This is a genomic window from Bradyrhizobium sp. 138, from assembly GCF_023074075.1.
Classification (GTDB): Bacteria; Pseudomonadota; Alphaproteobacteria; order Rhizobiales; family Xanthobacteraceae; genus Bradyrhizobium.
In genome coordinates this window covers 1-14,522 of sequence record NZ_JADPKT010000043.1, presented here as the reverse complement: position 1 = coordinate 14,522, position 14,522 = coordinate 1, and the positions used below count along the sequence as shown (strand labels likewise).

Genomic DNA, 14,522 nt, shown 5'->3' with positions numbered 1-14,522 from the left:
ATGACCGCCCTTTGCTGTTTACGGTTACTCTCAGCATAGGAGCCGATTTAACACTGCCGGCGTCAGCGCCATCGCTTCTGCTCAGCATCGTACGCACCAGAAAGCTGGTCGCTCACGTTCATCAGCTCACGCTTGAGAACTTTGTTGCTGGAAGTCGTTCTCGGGAGTTCTGCAATAAAGGCGATATACCGCGGCACCTTGAATACGGCCAACTTGGAGCGAGCATGTTGAAGTATGCGCTCGACGGACAAGGCGCCAGGAGGGAGTCCCTGTTTTAGCTCAACGCAGATCTTAACCTCCTCGCCACGTTTAGCATCATGAACCGGCACCGCGGCTACATCCGAAATTTCGGGAATCTCGCGGATAACCGCTTCGATCTCGCGGGCCGCTATGTTCTCACCCGAACGGCGGATCATATCCTTCTTGCGTCCGACCAGCCAATAAAAACCAATTTCGTCGCGGCGCATCAGATCTCCAGTCTTGAACCAATTTCCTTCAAACTGAGCGGCATTTGCTTCCGGTTTATTCCAATATCCCTTAAATATCCCCCGTCCGCTCACCCACAGCTCACCAACCTCACCAACGGCCGTGGCACTACCATCCTCATTCATCAACCGCAGCGAACGAAATGGAACAGGTATTCCCACAGAACCCGATTCAGCGAATTCGTCGAGTTCAACTGCCATTCGAGTGCCAAAGCCAATTTCCGTCATTCCATATGCATCTTGAGTGGGCACCCGAAATCGTTCCCGAAATTGACGCACAGTATTGGGATTCCAACCCCAATTTATAGTTCGCTTCAAACATGTGGTGCCGTTCTCATCTGCGGCTTCTGCCTCGCGTGCCACCAGCTCGGGAAATTGGCACCACTCGATGCGGTGCTGCCTGACCCAACCGAGGAATCGAGTCGAACTCACCTGCGGCGCCAAATAGAATGTCCCACCCTGCCGATACGCACTCAGAAGATGCCATTGAGGGTCTATATAGAAGAATGGTTGGGCAGACAAATGCCTGCGGTACAACTGCCCATCCCAACAGGCCCATTGGTATGAGCTCACGCCCCAATAGTCGTGTGTCAACATGCATCCTTTCGGAAAGCCGGTTGTTCCTGATGTAAACTGAATATTCAGCAGATCGTTGGGGCAGACGTCCTCCTTCAGGTCTGACTCCTCGATTCCCTGGAGCAATTGATCGAGCGAAGCGGCAGCTCCGTCGGACGCCTTTTCGACAAGGAGTATCCGTTGCGTGTCGAGCTGCCGCGGCCAAGGCTGCATCGCGGCGAACACTGGCCACGCGCGGTTCTCCACCACCGCATACGTCGCCTGTGTCTCGCTGAGAACGTACTCGATCTCCCTCGGAGTATAACGCATGTTGATAGGGACTATGACCGCGCCAATCTTTGCTATCGCGAACCAGATGATTGGAAACTCGATGCGATTGCTTAACATAACGCCGATGCGATCCCCCTTGCGCACGCCAAATGTCCGCAGCGCATGTCCGTATTTATTGGACAACTGGTGAATCTCCAAATACGTGGCACGCTCGTTGCGGTCAAATACGTCGACTGCAATCGTGGACGCGTGCGTTCTTGCGCGCTTCGAAATTAGTTCTCCGACCGTTGTAGTTTCATATTTTTCTTCAAGTTCTTTGATCTTGCTCACCATCTTTGCGACGCGATCGCCCAGGTGGGTTTCTGCCGAGAGTCCTGACATTGATGGTTACCTTGCACATGAAAACGAAAGAATGCGACAAAATGCTCGTGACACAGCATCGATGGCTCGATGACGCCACGGCTCAGCGAACAGATGCTCCGGGCTTGCGTCATTTTCTGCACTTAGTCCCGTCATGGGGCGGTCCATTATACCTGCATTTGGCTTGCATTTGGCTCTCGTACAGCAAGAGTGACGATTGCGACACTACCGCTTCTGGTGAAGGAAATCCCGGCTTGTTACTGCTATTGAGCTCCCGTCTTCTCCAAGCCCCCTGGTTGCTCGAAGTCGTCTGTGACTCCTGATCGGGTTACCCTTGCTCGAGCACACTTGCGGGCTCTCAGATAATAGAAGCGAGCGCTGGGTCCACGTCTGCACGTCTTGGCTTTTTACCCACGAACAATCTGCTAGCACGTTTTCCTGCGCGGACGGTCGAACTTAAGCCAGTGGCGCGGTTCGGCGGGACTCTGGGCGTTTGCGGCCGAGAGCCCTCGAGTCGCCCACGACGCCGGTGAACTACGCCACTAAGACCGCAGCCCGCCACGGCCGAGACCACCGCGCAGTCGAGCGTCGTCAGTTCCCGGGCGACCAACGCTGCTGCGTGCGGCGGCCAAAGGACTTCATCGATTTGGCAAAAGACGCATGACGTTTCAGCTGTGGCAACCCTCTTATTGTCCAAGAGGCGGGGGCGCTGATGGACCATTGTACCAAAGCAATTCGTCGACATCGGCGGCGCTGCTGTCCTGCGCAGCCGGCGGGCCTGGTCACCGGCAACATTTCACGTAAGATCGTCGAAGAGCCCTCGATGAAGGTGTCCGCCCGGTGAAGCTTTCAATTACCCATAACTTTGAGCGCTCGGGCTGATCCGCTGATCGGGGAACTCTTGAATCGGAAGAATCACTTGTGATTCCTTTCTGATCAGCGAAGGGTGCTCTATGGGGCTGACATTTAGGGATCGATCGGCAAAAGGCTGTTTGCGGTCCTTGGAAGGTGAATGTTGGATTGGTCGAGAGAGTAGTGTATGCGAGTTTAGGGATGCGCGGCTCGGCGACACATTCCGCAAACTGCTCTCGCAGATTGGAATCGCCATGGGACAAAGCATTCCGTCTGCCAGGATTGGGCCAAGGCAGCTTACCGCTTCTTCTCTAACGACCGGGTCAGCGAACCGGACATTCTGGCCGGCCATTTCCGATCGACACGTGATCGTGCCACCGCCACTGAAGGTCTCGTTCTTGTGCTGCACGATAAACCGAGTTCAGCTATCAACGCGAGAAGTCAGAAACGATCGGCTCACCAAGATCATAAACAGTGGACGGGATAAGGCAGGTCGCCTCCGATCGCACACGGTTTGCGGCATCCTGATCCATTCGAACCTCCCGGTTACAATCGAGGAGGTGCCGCTTGGGTTGGCGGCCGTTAAGTTCTAGACCCGGAAGAAATTCAAGGGGACGGCAGCGCTTAAAAGAAGATCAATCCGACCCGGATTCCCATCGAGAAAAAAGAAAGCGTCCGGTGGTTGGAAAATCTCAAGCAGTCTACGCAACTCTTGGATCATCCGGGACAATGCATCCATATTGGTGATCGCGAACAGGAGATCGGAACTCATTCCCTGATCAGGACTTGCGTCGATCGCTTGGCTGGAGACGGGGATCACACGATCGCCGACGAAATGGACGAGGTCGCCGTCAAAGGGCTCCATCGCATCGAAGTCAGAGACAGCAATGGCGATCCCGACCAGGCCGTTCTTGAGATCAGGTATCGCAAGATTCGCGTCCTGCCGCCGATCGGAAAGCAGAAGCGCTATCCCGCTCTGACCCTAGCGCGGGACGCCGAAGAACAGAAAGAAAATCCATTGGAAGCTGATCACCGACCTGCCTGTCACCGACGCGATTGAGAAGCTGGAATGGTATGGTTTGAGATGGAAGATCGAGGTGTTCCACAAGATCCTCAAATCGGGCTGCAAAGCTGAGGAGTCGAAGCTTAGGACCTGACCAACCTGATCTCGCTCTTTTGCATCCTGAGTTGGCGGGTCTTCTGGATGACGATGCTCAACCGTTCCGCCCAGGCGCGTCCCCAACCCTCGCGTTGACTGCGACTGAAGTTGGTGTGCTCGATCGTCTCGTCAACGACAAACCAAAAGCAAGACGGAAAACGCTCTCGCACTACCGGATCAAGATCGCCCGGCTCGCCGGTTATCGCGCCCGCGCCAGCGATCCGCCGCCCGGCAATACGGTCCTATGGCGCGGGCTGTCGTGCCTCACCGACATCGCGTTGGGCGCTATGGTCGGAGGAGAATTTGTGGGTGATTGAAAGCCTCACCGGCTTTCAAGTACCCACATTTCCAGCAGCTGCGATTTCGGCGCCAAGTTCGATCTGTGAGTCTCGAGAGACCGCGCCAATGACAACATTTCCAGGCGGCGGATCACTCGCCCTGGCCAGGTAGCCACCCAATCGTGCAAGTTTGGTAAGACAAAATGCAAGGGTTCCAGGGCGCCATCGTCGATGGCTCGCGCCGCTGATGAGTCGATCGAGCAATGCGATCTCGGTGTCCGTCAATGCGAGCTTCGGTGACGTGTCTGGGGCGATGCGATTGAGCATGGTGAGCCAGAGGACGTACCAACTGAGAATGCAGAAGACCGCCATTAGATTGGCAAGTCGCTCCGCGGTCCGGAGTTTTGCGTCTTCCGCCTTGCAGCCCGATTTCAGGATCTTGTGGAACACCTCGATTTTCCACCGCATGGCGTACCAGTTAATCTTCTCGATTGCTTCGGAGCCACTGCGGACGGCTAGGTTCGTGATGAGCTTCCAGAATCGGATTATGGCCCTTTGGCGTACCGCGCTCGGTCGCATGGATTAGCGTCAGGTCGAGGGCTGGATATTTCTGCTTGCCGATGGGAGCCAAGACCGCGATCCGCTTGAACTTGATTTCCAGCGGCGACCTTCGTCGTCTCACCCTTGTCGTTGCGCTCCTCGATGTAATGGAAGCCTTTGACGCAGGTCTTTTCCATTTCGTCGGCGATCGTGTAATCCCGTCTCCAGCCAAGCGATCGACGCAAGTCCTGATCAGGAAGTGAGTTCCGATCTCCTGTGCTGCGCAGAAAAGCTCGGTAGATGTCACTGTCGCGATCACAAATACAATGCAACGCTCCGGTTGTCCGAGCCGCTCGATTGATTGCCTGAGATTGTCGAACCAGCGAACGCTTCGCCCGACCATGAGTGTACCTGCGACGCAGCCCTCCCTGGTGCAAGGACGCCGCCATCGCTTGGCGCTTCATCGCGTCACGGACCGATCAGAACTTCTCAACGAGACCGTGTTCTTCGCCTCGAGGACGCCCACGCCGAAAATCGCCGATTGGGTCGCCGACTAAAATCTTCACCGTTCCCACTCGTCGCTGAATACCTCAGCGTCCAACCAGAATACCCGACCCGTCCATACGGTTGCAGAGACGGTCATTCGTGGCAATGCGTTTCCTGTAGAAAATTGAGGTCTGCTTTCACCCTTTGTATCTGCGGTCGTGACTCGTTCGTCACTTCCAAACTTGCGAGTGCACCAACTACTGTGCCGGACCATATGTCTTCGAACGATGAATGCGCTAGCGTCCCTTCATCGGTACGGTTCCGAGATGGTTGCCGGCATCTACCAGCAAGATCTCCCCTGTCACGTGGGATGCGCTCGTGAGAAAGAAGAGTGCAGCCTCGGCCATCTGCTCAGGTGTACCGGCCTGGCGCAGGGGCGTTGTCTGCTCCATCGCCTGCTTCATTTTCTCGTATTCGGCTAAACCCAGTCCGTCCCGGAGCCAACGCGACTGGATGAAGCCGGGACATATCGCATTGACTCTGACTGCGGGACTTAACCACAGCGCTAGCGTCAGCGTGAGCGTATTGAGCGCCCCCTTGGACGCGACGTAAGGAATTGAACTGCCTAGACCGGTAGCGCCGGCTGTCGACGAGATATTAACAATCGAGCCGCGCTGCCTACTTTTCTCCCACTGCTTCTTCATATTTGGCCAAACCGCACGACTCATCATGTACGGGCCAGCGACGTTGACCCACAGGATGCGGTCGAAATCCTCAGCCGTGAATCCGTCGAGGTCGCCCGATTTCTGAAATTTCGTGGCTCCGGCATTGTTGATCAGCCCGTCAATTCGGCCCCACTTCTTCAGGGTCTCTTCGGCTAACTTCCGACAGTCGATGTCCTGTCCCATATCAGCCTGCACCAGTATGGCATCGACACCATGGGCCTTAACCTTAGAATACGTCTCGTCAGCTTCTCTCCTGCTTTTTGTATAGTTGATTGCGACATTCCAGCCGCGACTAGCTAGATCCACTGCGCAGGCTGCTCCCAGTCCTGTCGCTGATCCGGTCACGATTGCTACTTGGGTCATGCTCTACTCCCGTACAATGCCGGCCGGGCTAGCAATGCGGCTTCCGCTGCCTGACACAAGACCGACAAATTCCAGCCCGCGAGGCTGTTATAGACCTGTCGCCGAACGTCCGAATAGCTCCGCCCTTGAGGCAGATTAGGCTCGGTGGGTTGCTTAGGTGCTGCACATGAAAGTAATCATGCATCTTTCAAACTCAATCACTAAGGCTGGTAGTTTACGGAAGCCGCTTGATTTGTCTCGTTTCCGCGATCCGCCACAACTCTGGAGGTAGTGTGGCTATGCTGCCGGCATAAAATCTACGTGCCTGGTGCGCCTATCGCAGCTTAGATGTGAACAGCTGGGCTGAACTCGGGGCAGCAGCTGTCGCTACGAGGCGCGTTTATGACGAACGGACCTAAGAGGTGTTGCCGCTCAGCGCTGCGTAATCTGGCTGCGCACCCGACCGCTGCATCCTGCAGCCGCCATGCAATTGACGGCTTCGAGCAGCCGGCGTTTGCGCGTCTGGCGCTGTATCTCTCTCACGGAGCAACATCTTCTGCGAGCGCTGCGGCCCACCGAAGTATAAGTTCCTGCCTTATTAGACATGGTTAGACCGCGCACGATCAGCGCAAGATAGCATCGCGACAGCACGCAAGCTGCATTTTGCAATCTCTTACGTAGGCCTCCGAGGAGAGCCGCCTTGCGGCGGGCTGACCTGATGGTTGAGAACTGTACGTATGGACAGCCATACGATCAGCGCGCTGAATTGACTTGAAGTGGTGGAGACGGGCCGGCGACGGCGTTGGTCTGAGGAGGAGAAGGCGCGGATTGTTCTGGAAAGCATGTCCGAGCCGCGTTTGGTTGCGGCGAAGGCGCGGCGATATGGCCTGTCGCGTTCTCTGCTGGTGACCTGGCGAAGAGCCTTCGCAGCGAACCGGACCAAATCCGAGGCTGGCCTTGTCAGGGTAGTTGTGGCTGCGGATGGGCCTGTGGCGTCGGCGGCGGATTCATCGGTGCCGCAGAGCGAGCGCTGCGCGCTTTTGCTCTTGGAAGAAAGGCATGGTTGTTCGCCGGCTCGGATCGCGGTGCCGAGCGGGCCGCCGTGATGGCGACGCTCATCATGACGGCGCGTCTCAACAACATCGACCCGAAAGCCTGGCTCGCCGACGTCTTTGCGCGCATCGCCGACATGCCGCAAAGCCGGCTGCACGAGTTGCTGCCGTGGAATTGGACGCCTCCCACGTCGACGTCCTCCGCTCAGGCGGCGTAGCCGTGCACGTCGACAAAGTTCATTCCGTCTTCACAATCGGTCGCGTTGCAAAGGACCTCGCGAAGACGAGGACTGGCTCTGGGACGTGGCCAACGCAATGGATCCGGAGGATGGCGTCATCTGGGTTTACGGCATAGGTGACGAAGGACGTCATGGCGTTCACCGACTTCGGCATAGAAAACCTGATGGAGCTCATCAGGATACACAAGGAAAACCCCGAACCCCTCAAGCGGTGAAATCGGGGATCCACTGTCCGCGGCCTAGCTCGGATGGATACTCTCTTACTCGGATGTCGAAATTTCAAGAGTGAACGTTTAGCGCTAGCTTTTGACGAACTTCATCAGCGCACATCACCCTTACTCCAATGTGCCCGAGAATATGCACCGCTCGCTGCACCAGATCGGCATTCGTCGCAAGAAGCCCCCGCGATAGGTACAAATTGTCTTCCAGTCCCACTCGTACGTTCGCACCAGCCAAGGCTGCCATTGCGACGTAGGGAAGCTGCATCCGACCGATCGAGAACGCCGAGTAAATGGCGCTCGGTGGAAGTGCCTTTACCATTGACATTAGTGCGGCAGGATCGTGTGAAGCGCCGTAGCGGATACCCATGCACAGTTGGATTAACGGCTGCTTGATCAACCCTTCGTCGACCAGGTCGCGTACTGTCCACAGATGGCCAGTATCGAACACCTCAAGCTCAGGACATACACCAAGTTCCTTTATGCGCGCGGCCATCATGCGCAGCGTTGGATAGGTGTTGATCATAACATAGTCGTGAGCGCCAAAGTTCATTGAGCCGCAATCTAACGTGCAGATCTCCGGGAGCAGCTCCTCCACATGAATCAGTCGCTCAAGTGCACCTGCCATGTCCGTCGAAGGGTCAGGCGGAAACGGGGAGACAGGCCCCCCCGTCACAAGGTCTCCTCCCATTCCTGTCGTCAAGTTGATTACAGGATTCACATCAGAGTTCCGAATGCGCCGCACGACTTCTCGATAAAGCGCAGGTTCGCGTGACCCTTTCCTCGTTCTGGGATCACGTACGTGGATGTGCACCACCGCTGCCCCGCTTCGTGCTGCCTCGATTGCCGACTCTGCAATTTGCTGTGGGGTCACCGGCACATGGGGGCTACGCTCCACATTTGATCCACTTCCCGTTACTGCACAGGTGATGAACGCCTCCGAGATCATTTCGCCTCTCTCCTCTTGGTGACGATCGACCCGCCCCAAATCTGGCAGATTGATCATAAGCTTGTTATCATATTGATTCTGAATATCTGGCATCAACTCGTGGCAGAGCCTTCCTTGGGCCGCCTCCTTCAGAACGCCTGTCGATAGTTCCGCCTCGAAGCCACCGACGCAGCGTTGCACAGGAAGCAATCGGCGTGCCGCTAACAAGCTCCTGCAGAGGATCCCCTCAAGAGATAACGCAGCTAGCTGCTTACCTTTGGAGCGACACCGAGGTATGTCCGGACTAAGACAACAGTGTAGCCAAATGAACGAGGCTAATCCACGCCTGCCGAAGCAGACTGCGACGCCAGGAACTGACGCGCGGGTCTTGCCGATATAATCCTCGGATGCTCTGACATCGTCCGCCCGGACGCCGCTCAGATGCCCGCGCGTCCAATTGGACGGCTAATAGCTCATGCCCCGCAATCGTCAATTTTTCAGGCTGAAGCCGACTGGTTTGCAACTATATTGAACGCTAACGGTCTGAATGTCTCAAAGACTGCGCGTCGCAAGTCGGCAACCCGCGCGGCTCTACCTGAATAGAAAACCGCAGGGACTTTTCTTAATCTTTGCGCCAATTTTTCGCGAAGCCAAGTCGAGCACGAAGCTTGAAATGGACATCTGTGTGCGGACGAGGGCATTGCGCTTGTACATCTAGTATGGAGGCGGCCACATGGCTCGTCGGCGATAACATACTACTAATACACTTGGTGGATGGCTCGGCACGAAGCTCGACAGCATGAGAATACCCGGATCCTCAATATTGGCATGGTCCTTGCTGCCGATCTCCCGATAGCCGAGCCAGGAGGATACTACGATGAGTAAAAAGGCATCGACCGAGAATGTCATTCCACATGCGCACGTAGTCAAACGCGCGGCGCGCATAGGCACTGAACTTGCCAACATTAGGCTATCGGGGGATTTGCCCGATGAGACTGTGGCCGCTATTAACAACATACTGCTTGAGCGAAAAGTCCTCTTCTTCCGGGACCAGGAGCATCTCGACGACGGCGAGCTGGAACGTTTTGCTCTTCGTTTTGGTGAGCTTGTGGCGCATCCGACACTCGGCGCTACACAGGGCACAGCATCAACCTTAGAGCTTGATTCCACTCTCGTCGGGAGCCGCGTCGACGTATGGCACAGCGACTCGACCTTTGTCGATGCGTACCCCAAGATAACAATTCTGCGCTGCCTCGTGATCCCGCCGTTCGGCGGTGACACGGTGTGGTCAAACACGGCTGCCGCTTATGTTGAGCTTCCGCCGCCGCTGCAACGGTTAGCCGACGAACTCTGGTCCGTTCACACCAACGACACAAGCACCAGGCCCACTGCTAGTGAGGCAGATAAGAAATACCATGAGGAGCTTCTCACTAGAACTGTCTTTGAGACAGAACATCCGGTCGTACGCGTCCATCCGGAGACCAGCGAACGAGCCCTGGTTCTCGGGCACTACGTGCGGCATTTTATTGGAGTTCCGAAATGTGATGGACAGAAGTTGCTGGATATCTTCCAGTCAAACATTACTGCGCCTGAAAACACTGTTCGTTGGAAATGGAGGGAAGGAGATGTCGCCGTTTGGGACAACCGTGCCACACAACACTACGCACTTAACGACTACGGAAACCTGCACCGTGTTGTTCGTCGCGTCACAGTCGCTGGCGACCGACCGGTTGGCATCGATGGCCGTTGTAGCGTAACGCGGATCAAGGCTACCAAGCAGCCGTCCGCGAGAGTGACTTAGCTTGTTCTCATCCGATAAAGACGCAATGGATTATCGCTCTTGCTGCTTGAGCCCAAACTCTGGAAAACTTTCGAAGGAGGTTATCTGCCAATCAAGCTGCCATGGGGGAGGTCGTCGCACCCGCCGGCCGGTCAGTATTTCCCCGTTGGCGCGAAGCGTACCCAGCCGGCCATGCAGGCGGTGGCGATGACGCTGTAGGTGGCAGCCGCACGGCGGCCGCCCTCGTCGGACCCGGCTGAGGTCCAATTTCTTCGTCCCACGGCGACCGCCTGTAGCTCACGCTCGGCAGCATTGTTCGACATGAAAAATCGTTGAATAGAACATGGGCCAGCAGCTTGGGCCCAGCACGCCCGCGCGCAATCGGCGGAAGTTCTTCATCTGGCGCGGCTCAGAACTCAACCTCGCCCAATGAGCAAACAGCTTTGGCCTGCGGCGGCGGATCAGGTTGATCAGATAGCCCTCCCGCTTGAGCAGAACATGCAGGCACCGATAGCTGAAGCGGCGGCGCTCCTGGGCGATCGTCCTCATGCGTTGACGCAGGGCGGCATCATCCGCCCGGAACGTCTGGTATCTGATGGTCATGCGGCAACAGCCGATGGCTTTACGCGCCCGCCGTTCGCTCATCCGGTGGGCATCCACGAGATGCGCGACAGCTTTCCGCTTCCCCGCGGGCATCACCACTTCTTTCCCCGTGCTTCCGGCACAGATCGGCAACTGAAACGCCAGCCTCGTGCTCCTTCAAAATCCCGACGATCTGCTCTTCCGAAAGCGGCTGCGCTTCATTCTCTGGCCTTGTCTTGGGCCAGAGCGAACTGCAACCTGGATTAAGCCTGAGCGGCAAGATCAGAGTTGATGAAGCTGTTTCGCAGTCGGCTGCCCCTTGGAGGACTGGTGCAGCGCGGGCATGGCAGTGCTACCGACCGAGGATACAGAACAATGACAGCGGTAATTGGGCGAGCCGCAGTTCCGGGTTGCTCGTTTGGCGCACGCGGTATGCGCGATCTCGGCGGGCGGGTTGAGCATGATCTCCCACGTCGCGCGCGGCTCAAGGAGAATGTGGCTAGGCTGCTCGCGCTGACGACTCTTACCTACTTGGCGCTCAGAACGATGGCGCAGAACACGCGCTTACAACTACCCACGGCTCCGTCCCAATGCACCTAAACCGGTGCGGTCGGCGGCTTGAAAAACAATATGCGTCGCTAGGGCCGAGTATACGGCGGTGACCATCAACGGTGACTTCTCATCGTTCACTGATGATAACTCCACCTTCCTCGCCAGCGTGGACCAGCTTAGCTCTTTCCGGTATGCATCCTGGGATGTAAGCTTCTTTCAGAATCTGGCTCGAGCGGCGTTGCCAATCTGAAAGAGCAAATCCCGCCTTTGCCGATTTCCGTTAGGTCTTTGTTTCGAAATAAAATCTGCTCCCTGCCATCTTCTGTCGGCGAAAAAAAGCTCTGCCAAGCTAATCGGAATGGTATCCAAAATGCGCTTTAGCGCTCGTTCAATCACGGGTGGATGAGTTGACGACCTTGGCTCTCTTTGCAAGTTCGCGGGCGACAATCGCCCGCGCTGCCGGATTCGGCGCAGGCGAGCACCAATCTCTTCGTTGACGCCACCTCGAAGCACGCGATCTCGAAGCACGCGAGCGTCGCGTCCAACTCGGGCGATGCGTAGGTTCGAGCTTCCGGATGTACTTCCAGCCGCGCCGACCGTGGCCGGTGCCGTTCGCCGATTTAGCTCGAGATCCAGATGGTCGTCGTCATTGCGCCGGCTGAGGGCGGCGTCGCTCATGCTCTCCGTATCTGTGCACCGGACGGCGTTGCCTTCGCACAGGCGCCGAGCCGACGTTAAACCAAATCGCTACAGTGTGCGGGCCACCACTCTATCGATGCATGCCTACGACTTTCAAAGCCATGCATTTGGAGCGCAAGTAACATTGATCCCAAAGTGATCTGCCCCTGAATTTTCATCCAGCGGCAGTTAGAGTTTCTGGGTTATTGTAGCGAGACCGAACTTTGGACCACCCAGAACTAGAGTTTTGCGCTTCTTTCACGGTGGCGGGTTGGTGACGCCATCGCGGTTGTGCAGTAAAATCGGCGGCCTATTGCCGATTGCCCCATGCGGGCGTTCTTCATTGTAGTATTTGCGCCAAGTCTCTACCTTTTCCTGGGCGTCCGCAAGGCTGAGGAACCAGTGGGCGTTGAGGCATTCGGCCCGGAAGCGACCGTTGAAGGCTTCGATGAAGGCATTGTCGGTCGGCTTGCCAGGCCGCGAGAAGTCCAGGGTGACGCCGCGCTGATAGGCCCACAGGTCAAGATCGCGCGACACGAACTCGCTGCCCTGATCGACGCGGATCGTCGCCGGGAATCCCACTTCCTTACAGGCCGTTTCCAGGATCGCCACGACGTCGCTGCCGCGGAAGTTGAACCGAGGCTGCAGCGCGGGTGAGAAGCGAGAGAAGATATCGACGATCGTGAGCACGCGCAGCTTGTGTCCCGTCGCCAACTGATCGTGAACAAAATCCATCGCCCAGGTCTCGTTCGACCGGGTCGCCGGCCGGCGATCATCGCGCAGCTTGGCCTTGACCCGGGGCTTTGGCGATTTGTTACGCAATTGCAGGCCCAGTTCGCGATAGACGCGGCGGTCTTGTTTGGCCGTGACGCCATCCTTCGCGGCGCAACGGCGATAGCCGTACCGTACGCGAACATGGCAGATCTCCTTGATCCGAGCTTCGAGGGCGGCCTGGCCGGAGCGACGAGATTTGTAGTGATAGGTCGATCGATCGAAACTCGAGGGCCTTACAAGCCTTGCGGATCGTGCCCTGCCACTCACCGCAAACCTCATCGACGAGCTTGCGCTTCCGACCAGGCTTCACAGCTTTCGGCGGATCACGTCCTGCAGCATCTCCTTGTCGAGCGATAGGTCCGCCACCAGCTTCTTCAGCTTGGCGTTCTCGTCCTCGAGCTGCTTCAAGCGGCGCATCTCGGTCGGCAGCAGTCCGTCGTACTTTTTCTTCCAGTTGAAATAGGTCGCCTGGCTGATCCCGGCTTTGCGGCAGATATGCGCAACCGGGACCCCGTCGTTGCCCTGCTTCAGGATAAACGCCTTCTGGGCGTCCGAAAACTTCGAGGCCTTCATCGTTGTCCGCTCCTCCCAGCCGAGGGGATTGACGCAGCGCAACTCTAGCCAAAAATGGTCCAGTTTTCCGGTCTCAGATCATTATATACGCCAAGTGGCGCGGGTGGAGCAACGGACGATCGGCGGAGCTGGTCGGGGTTGCGTCGCCGATCGTCCGTTGCGGTGAGGTGGGCCGCGTAGGCCGTGGGGGTCAGGTATTTCAGTGATGAGTGGGGGCGCTGGAGATCGTAGTCGGCGACCCAGACAGCGATCTTTGCGCGGGCGTCGTCAAGATCGAAGAACAGGGTCTAGAGATGGTCTCGGTTGTCTGAACAGCAATCCCGCGTCGATAAGTGGAACGGCAGCTGGTTGAAGTAAGCTTGATCCGGAGTGCCGCGGTCAAGGCGGGACGCCGGCCATTGTAAAAGTCGAGGTATCGGCTGATCGAGGCGCGGGCGTCGAACACGGTGTCGTAGGCGCGCAGATAGACCTCCTCATATTTGACACTGCGCCGCAGCCGCTCGACGAACACGTTGTCGCGCCAGGCACCCCGACCGTCCATGCTGATACGATGCCATGACTGGCGAGCACGCCGGTGAACGCGGCGCCCGTGAACTGCGAGCCTTGGTCGGTGTTGAAGATTTCCGGCTTGCCGTGGCAAGCAAGAGCGTCCTCCAGCGTCTCGACAAGAATGCGGCTTCCATCGTGATCGACAGCCGCCACGACAGAACCCGGCGGGTCGCCCAGTCCAGCACCACGGCCAGATAGACGAAGCCGCGCGCCATCGGGATGTAGGTGATGTCCATCGCCCAGACCTGGTTCGGCCGCGTGATCTCCATGCCGCGCAGCAGATAGGGATAGACCTTGTGGCCGGGCTCGGGCTTGGTCGTGTGTGGACGGCGGTAGAGCGCCTCTATCCCCATCCGCCGCATCAGCGTTTTGACATGCCGGCGGCCGATCTTGCACCCCCGGCAGTCAGCAGGCCTCGCAACATACGCGAACCGGCGAAAGGAAACTCCAGGTGCAGCCGGTCGAGCCGTCGCATGATCGCGAGATCGGGGGGCGACACCGGACGTGGTAGATAATAGACACTG

At 57.2% G+C, this 14,522-nt stretch carries 11 protein-coding genes and 7 pseudogenes; 8 read left to right on the top strand and 10 right to left on the bottom strand.

Annotation, left to right across the window (positions count from 1 at the left end; all coding sequences use genetic code 11):
• Positions 1-62: 62 nt before the first annotated feature.
• On the bottom strand, positions 63-1,712 hold the full coding sequence (locus IVA79_RS17570; protein ID WP_247554865.1) for a class I adenylate-forming enzyme family protein: 1,650 nt from the start codon (positions 1,710-1,712) through the stop codon (positions 63-65).
• A 932-nt stretch (positions 1,713-2,644) separates the two neighbouring features.
• Between IVA79_RS17570 and IVA79_RS17565 the strand changes: the two genes are divergently transcribed.
• The 3 genes from IVA79_RS17565 (at position 2,645) to IVA79_RS17555 (ending at position 4,019) form a co-directional block, all read left to right on the top strand.
• On the top strand, positions 2,645-3,136 hold the full coding sequence (locus IVA79_RS17565; RefSeq protein WP_247554862.1) for a transposase: 492 nt from the start codon (positions 2,645-2,647) through the stop codon (positions 3,134-3,136).
• A gap of 89 nt (positions 3,137-3,225) precedes the next feature.
• Positions 3,226-3,603, top strand: a complete 378-nt coding sequence (locus IVA79_RS17560; protein ID WP_247554859.1) for a hypothetical protein — start codon at positions 3,226-3,228, stop codon at positions 3,601-3,603.
• 128 nt (positions 3,604-3,731) lie between these two features.
• Complete coding sequence (locus tag IVA79_RS17555) at positions 3,732-4,019, top strand: hypothetical protein (protein WP_247554857.1); 288 nt, start codon at positions 3,732-3,734, stop codon at positions 4,017-4,019.
• Positions 4,020-4,034: 15 nt separating this feature from the next.
• On the opposite strand, the gene IVA79_RS17550 is transcribed toward IVA79_RS17555, so the two are convergent.
• Positions 4,035-4,430, bottom strand: a complete 396-nt coding sequence (locus IVA79_RS17550) for a hypothetical protein (RefSeq protein WP_247554855.1) — start codon at positions 4,428-4,430, stop codon at positions 4,035-4,037.
• Positions 4,431-4,600: 170 nt separating this feature from the next.
• Here IVA79_RS17550 and IVA79_RS17545 point away from each other — a divergent pair, with 170 nt between their 5' ends.
• Positions 4,601-4,783, top strand: coding sequence for a hypothetical protein (locus tag IVA79_RS17545; protein WP_247554853.1), 183 nt, complete (start codon positions 4,601-4,603; stop codon positions 4,781-4,783).
• Positions 4,784-5,302: 519 nt separating this feature from the next.
• On the opposite strand, the gene IVA79_RS17540 is transcribed toward IVA79_RS17545, so the two are convergent.
• The gene (locus IVA79_RS17540; RefSeq protein WP_247554851.1) at positions 5,303-6,094 is read right to left on the bottom strand and encodes an SDR family oxidoreductase; all 792 of its coding nucleotides are present in this window, start codon (positions 6,092-6,094) and stop codon (positions 5,303-5,305) included.
• A gap of 755 nt (positions 6,095-6,849) precedes the next feature.
• On the opposite strand from IVA79_RS17540, the gene IVA79_RS17535 reads away from it, so the two are divergent.
• From IVA79_RS17535 to IVA79_RS17525, 3 genes and pseudogenes are all read left to right on the top strand, one after another.
• Positions 6,850-7,179 carry a transposase gene (locus IVA79_RS17535; protein WP_346658186.1) on the top strand — a complete coding sequence of 110 codons (330 nt, stop codon included), beginning with the start codon at positions 6,850-6,852 and terminating at the stop codon, positions 7,177-7,179.
• Positions 7,089-7,343, top strand: a pseudogene (locus IVA79_RS17530) (transposase domain-containing protein); the annotation flags it as partial. The gene IVA79_RS17535 and the pseudogene IVA79_RS17530, both read left to right, overlap by 91 nt.
• A 2-nt stretch (positions 7,344-7,345) precedes the next feature.
• Positions 7,346-7,579 (top strand): annotated as a pseudogene (locus tag IVA79_RS17525) (hypothetical protein).
• Positions 7,580-7,643: 64 nt separating this feature from the next.
• Here IVA79_RS17525 and IVA79_RS17520 read toward each other — a convergent pair.
• Complete coding sequence (locus IVA79_RS17520) at positions 7,644-8,531, bottom strand: 3-keto-5-aminohexanoate cleavage protein (RefSeq protein ID WP_247554889.1); 888 nt, start codon at positions 8,529-8,531, stop codon at positions 7,644-7,646.
• A gap of 856 nt (positions 8,532-9,387) precedes the next feature.
• On the opposite strand from IVA79_RS17520, the gene IVA79_RS17515 reads away from it, so the two are divergent.
• Entirely contained in the window at positions 9,388-10,311 is a 924-nt protein-coding gene (locus tag IVA79_RS17515) for a TauD/TfdA family dioxygenase (RefSeq protein ID WP_247554847.1), read from the top strand.
• A gap of 164 nt (positions 10,312-10,475) precedes the next feature.
• Here IVA79_RS17515 and IVA79_RS17510 read toward each other — a convergent pair.
• The 6 genes and pseudogenes from IVA79_RS17510 to IVA79_RS17485 form a co-directional block, all read right to left on the bottom strand.
• A pseudogene (locus IVA79_RS17510) lies at positions 10,476-10,613 on the bottom strand (transposase); the annotation flags it as partial.
• Between the two features lie 142 nt (positions 10,614-10,755).
• Positions 10,756-11,065, bottom strand: a pseudogene (locus IVA79_RS17505) (IS3 family transposase); the annotation flags it as partial.
• A gap of 345 nt (positions 11,066-11,410) precedes the next feature.
• A complete protein-coding gene (locus IVA79_RS17500; RefSeq protein WP_247554887.1) occupies positions 11,411-11,524 on the bottom strand; it encodes a hypothetical protein in 114 nt (37 codons plus the stop codon).
• A gap of 836 nt (positions 11,525-12,360) precedes the next feature.
• A pseudogene (locus IVA79_RS17495) lies at positions 12,361-13,449 on the bottom strand (IS3 family transposase).
• A gap of 44 nt (positions 13,450-13,493) precedes the next feature.
• A pseudogene (locus IVA79_RS17490) lies at positions 13,494-13,736 on the bottom strand (integrase core domain-containing protein); the annotation flags it as partial.
• Positions 13,737-14,522: pseudogene (locus tag IVA79_RS17485) on the bottom strand (IS3 family transposase); the annotation flags it as partial.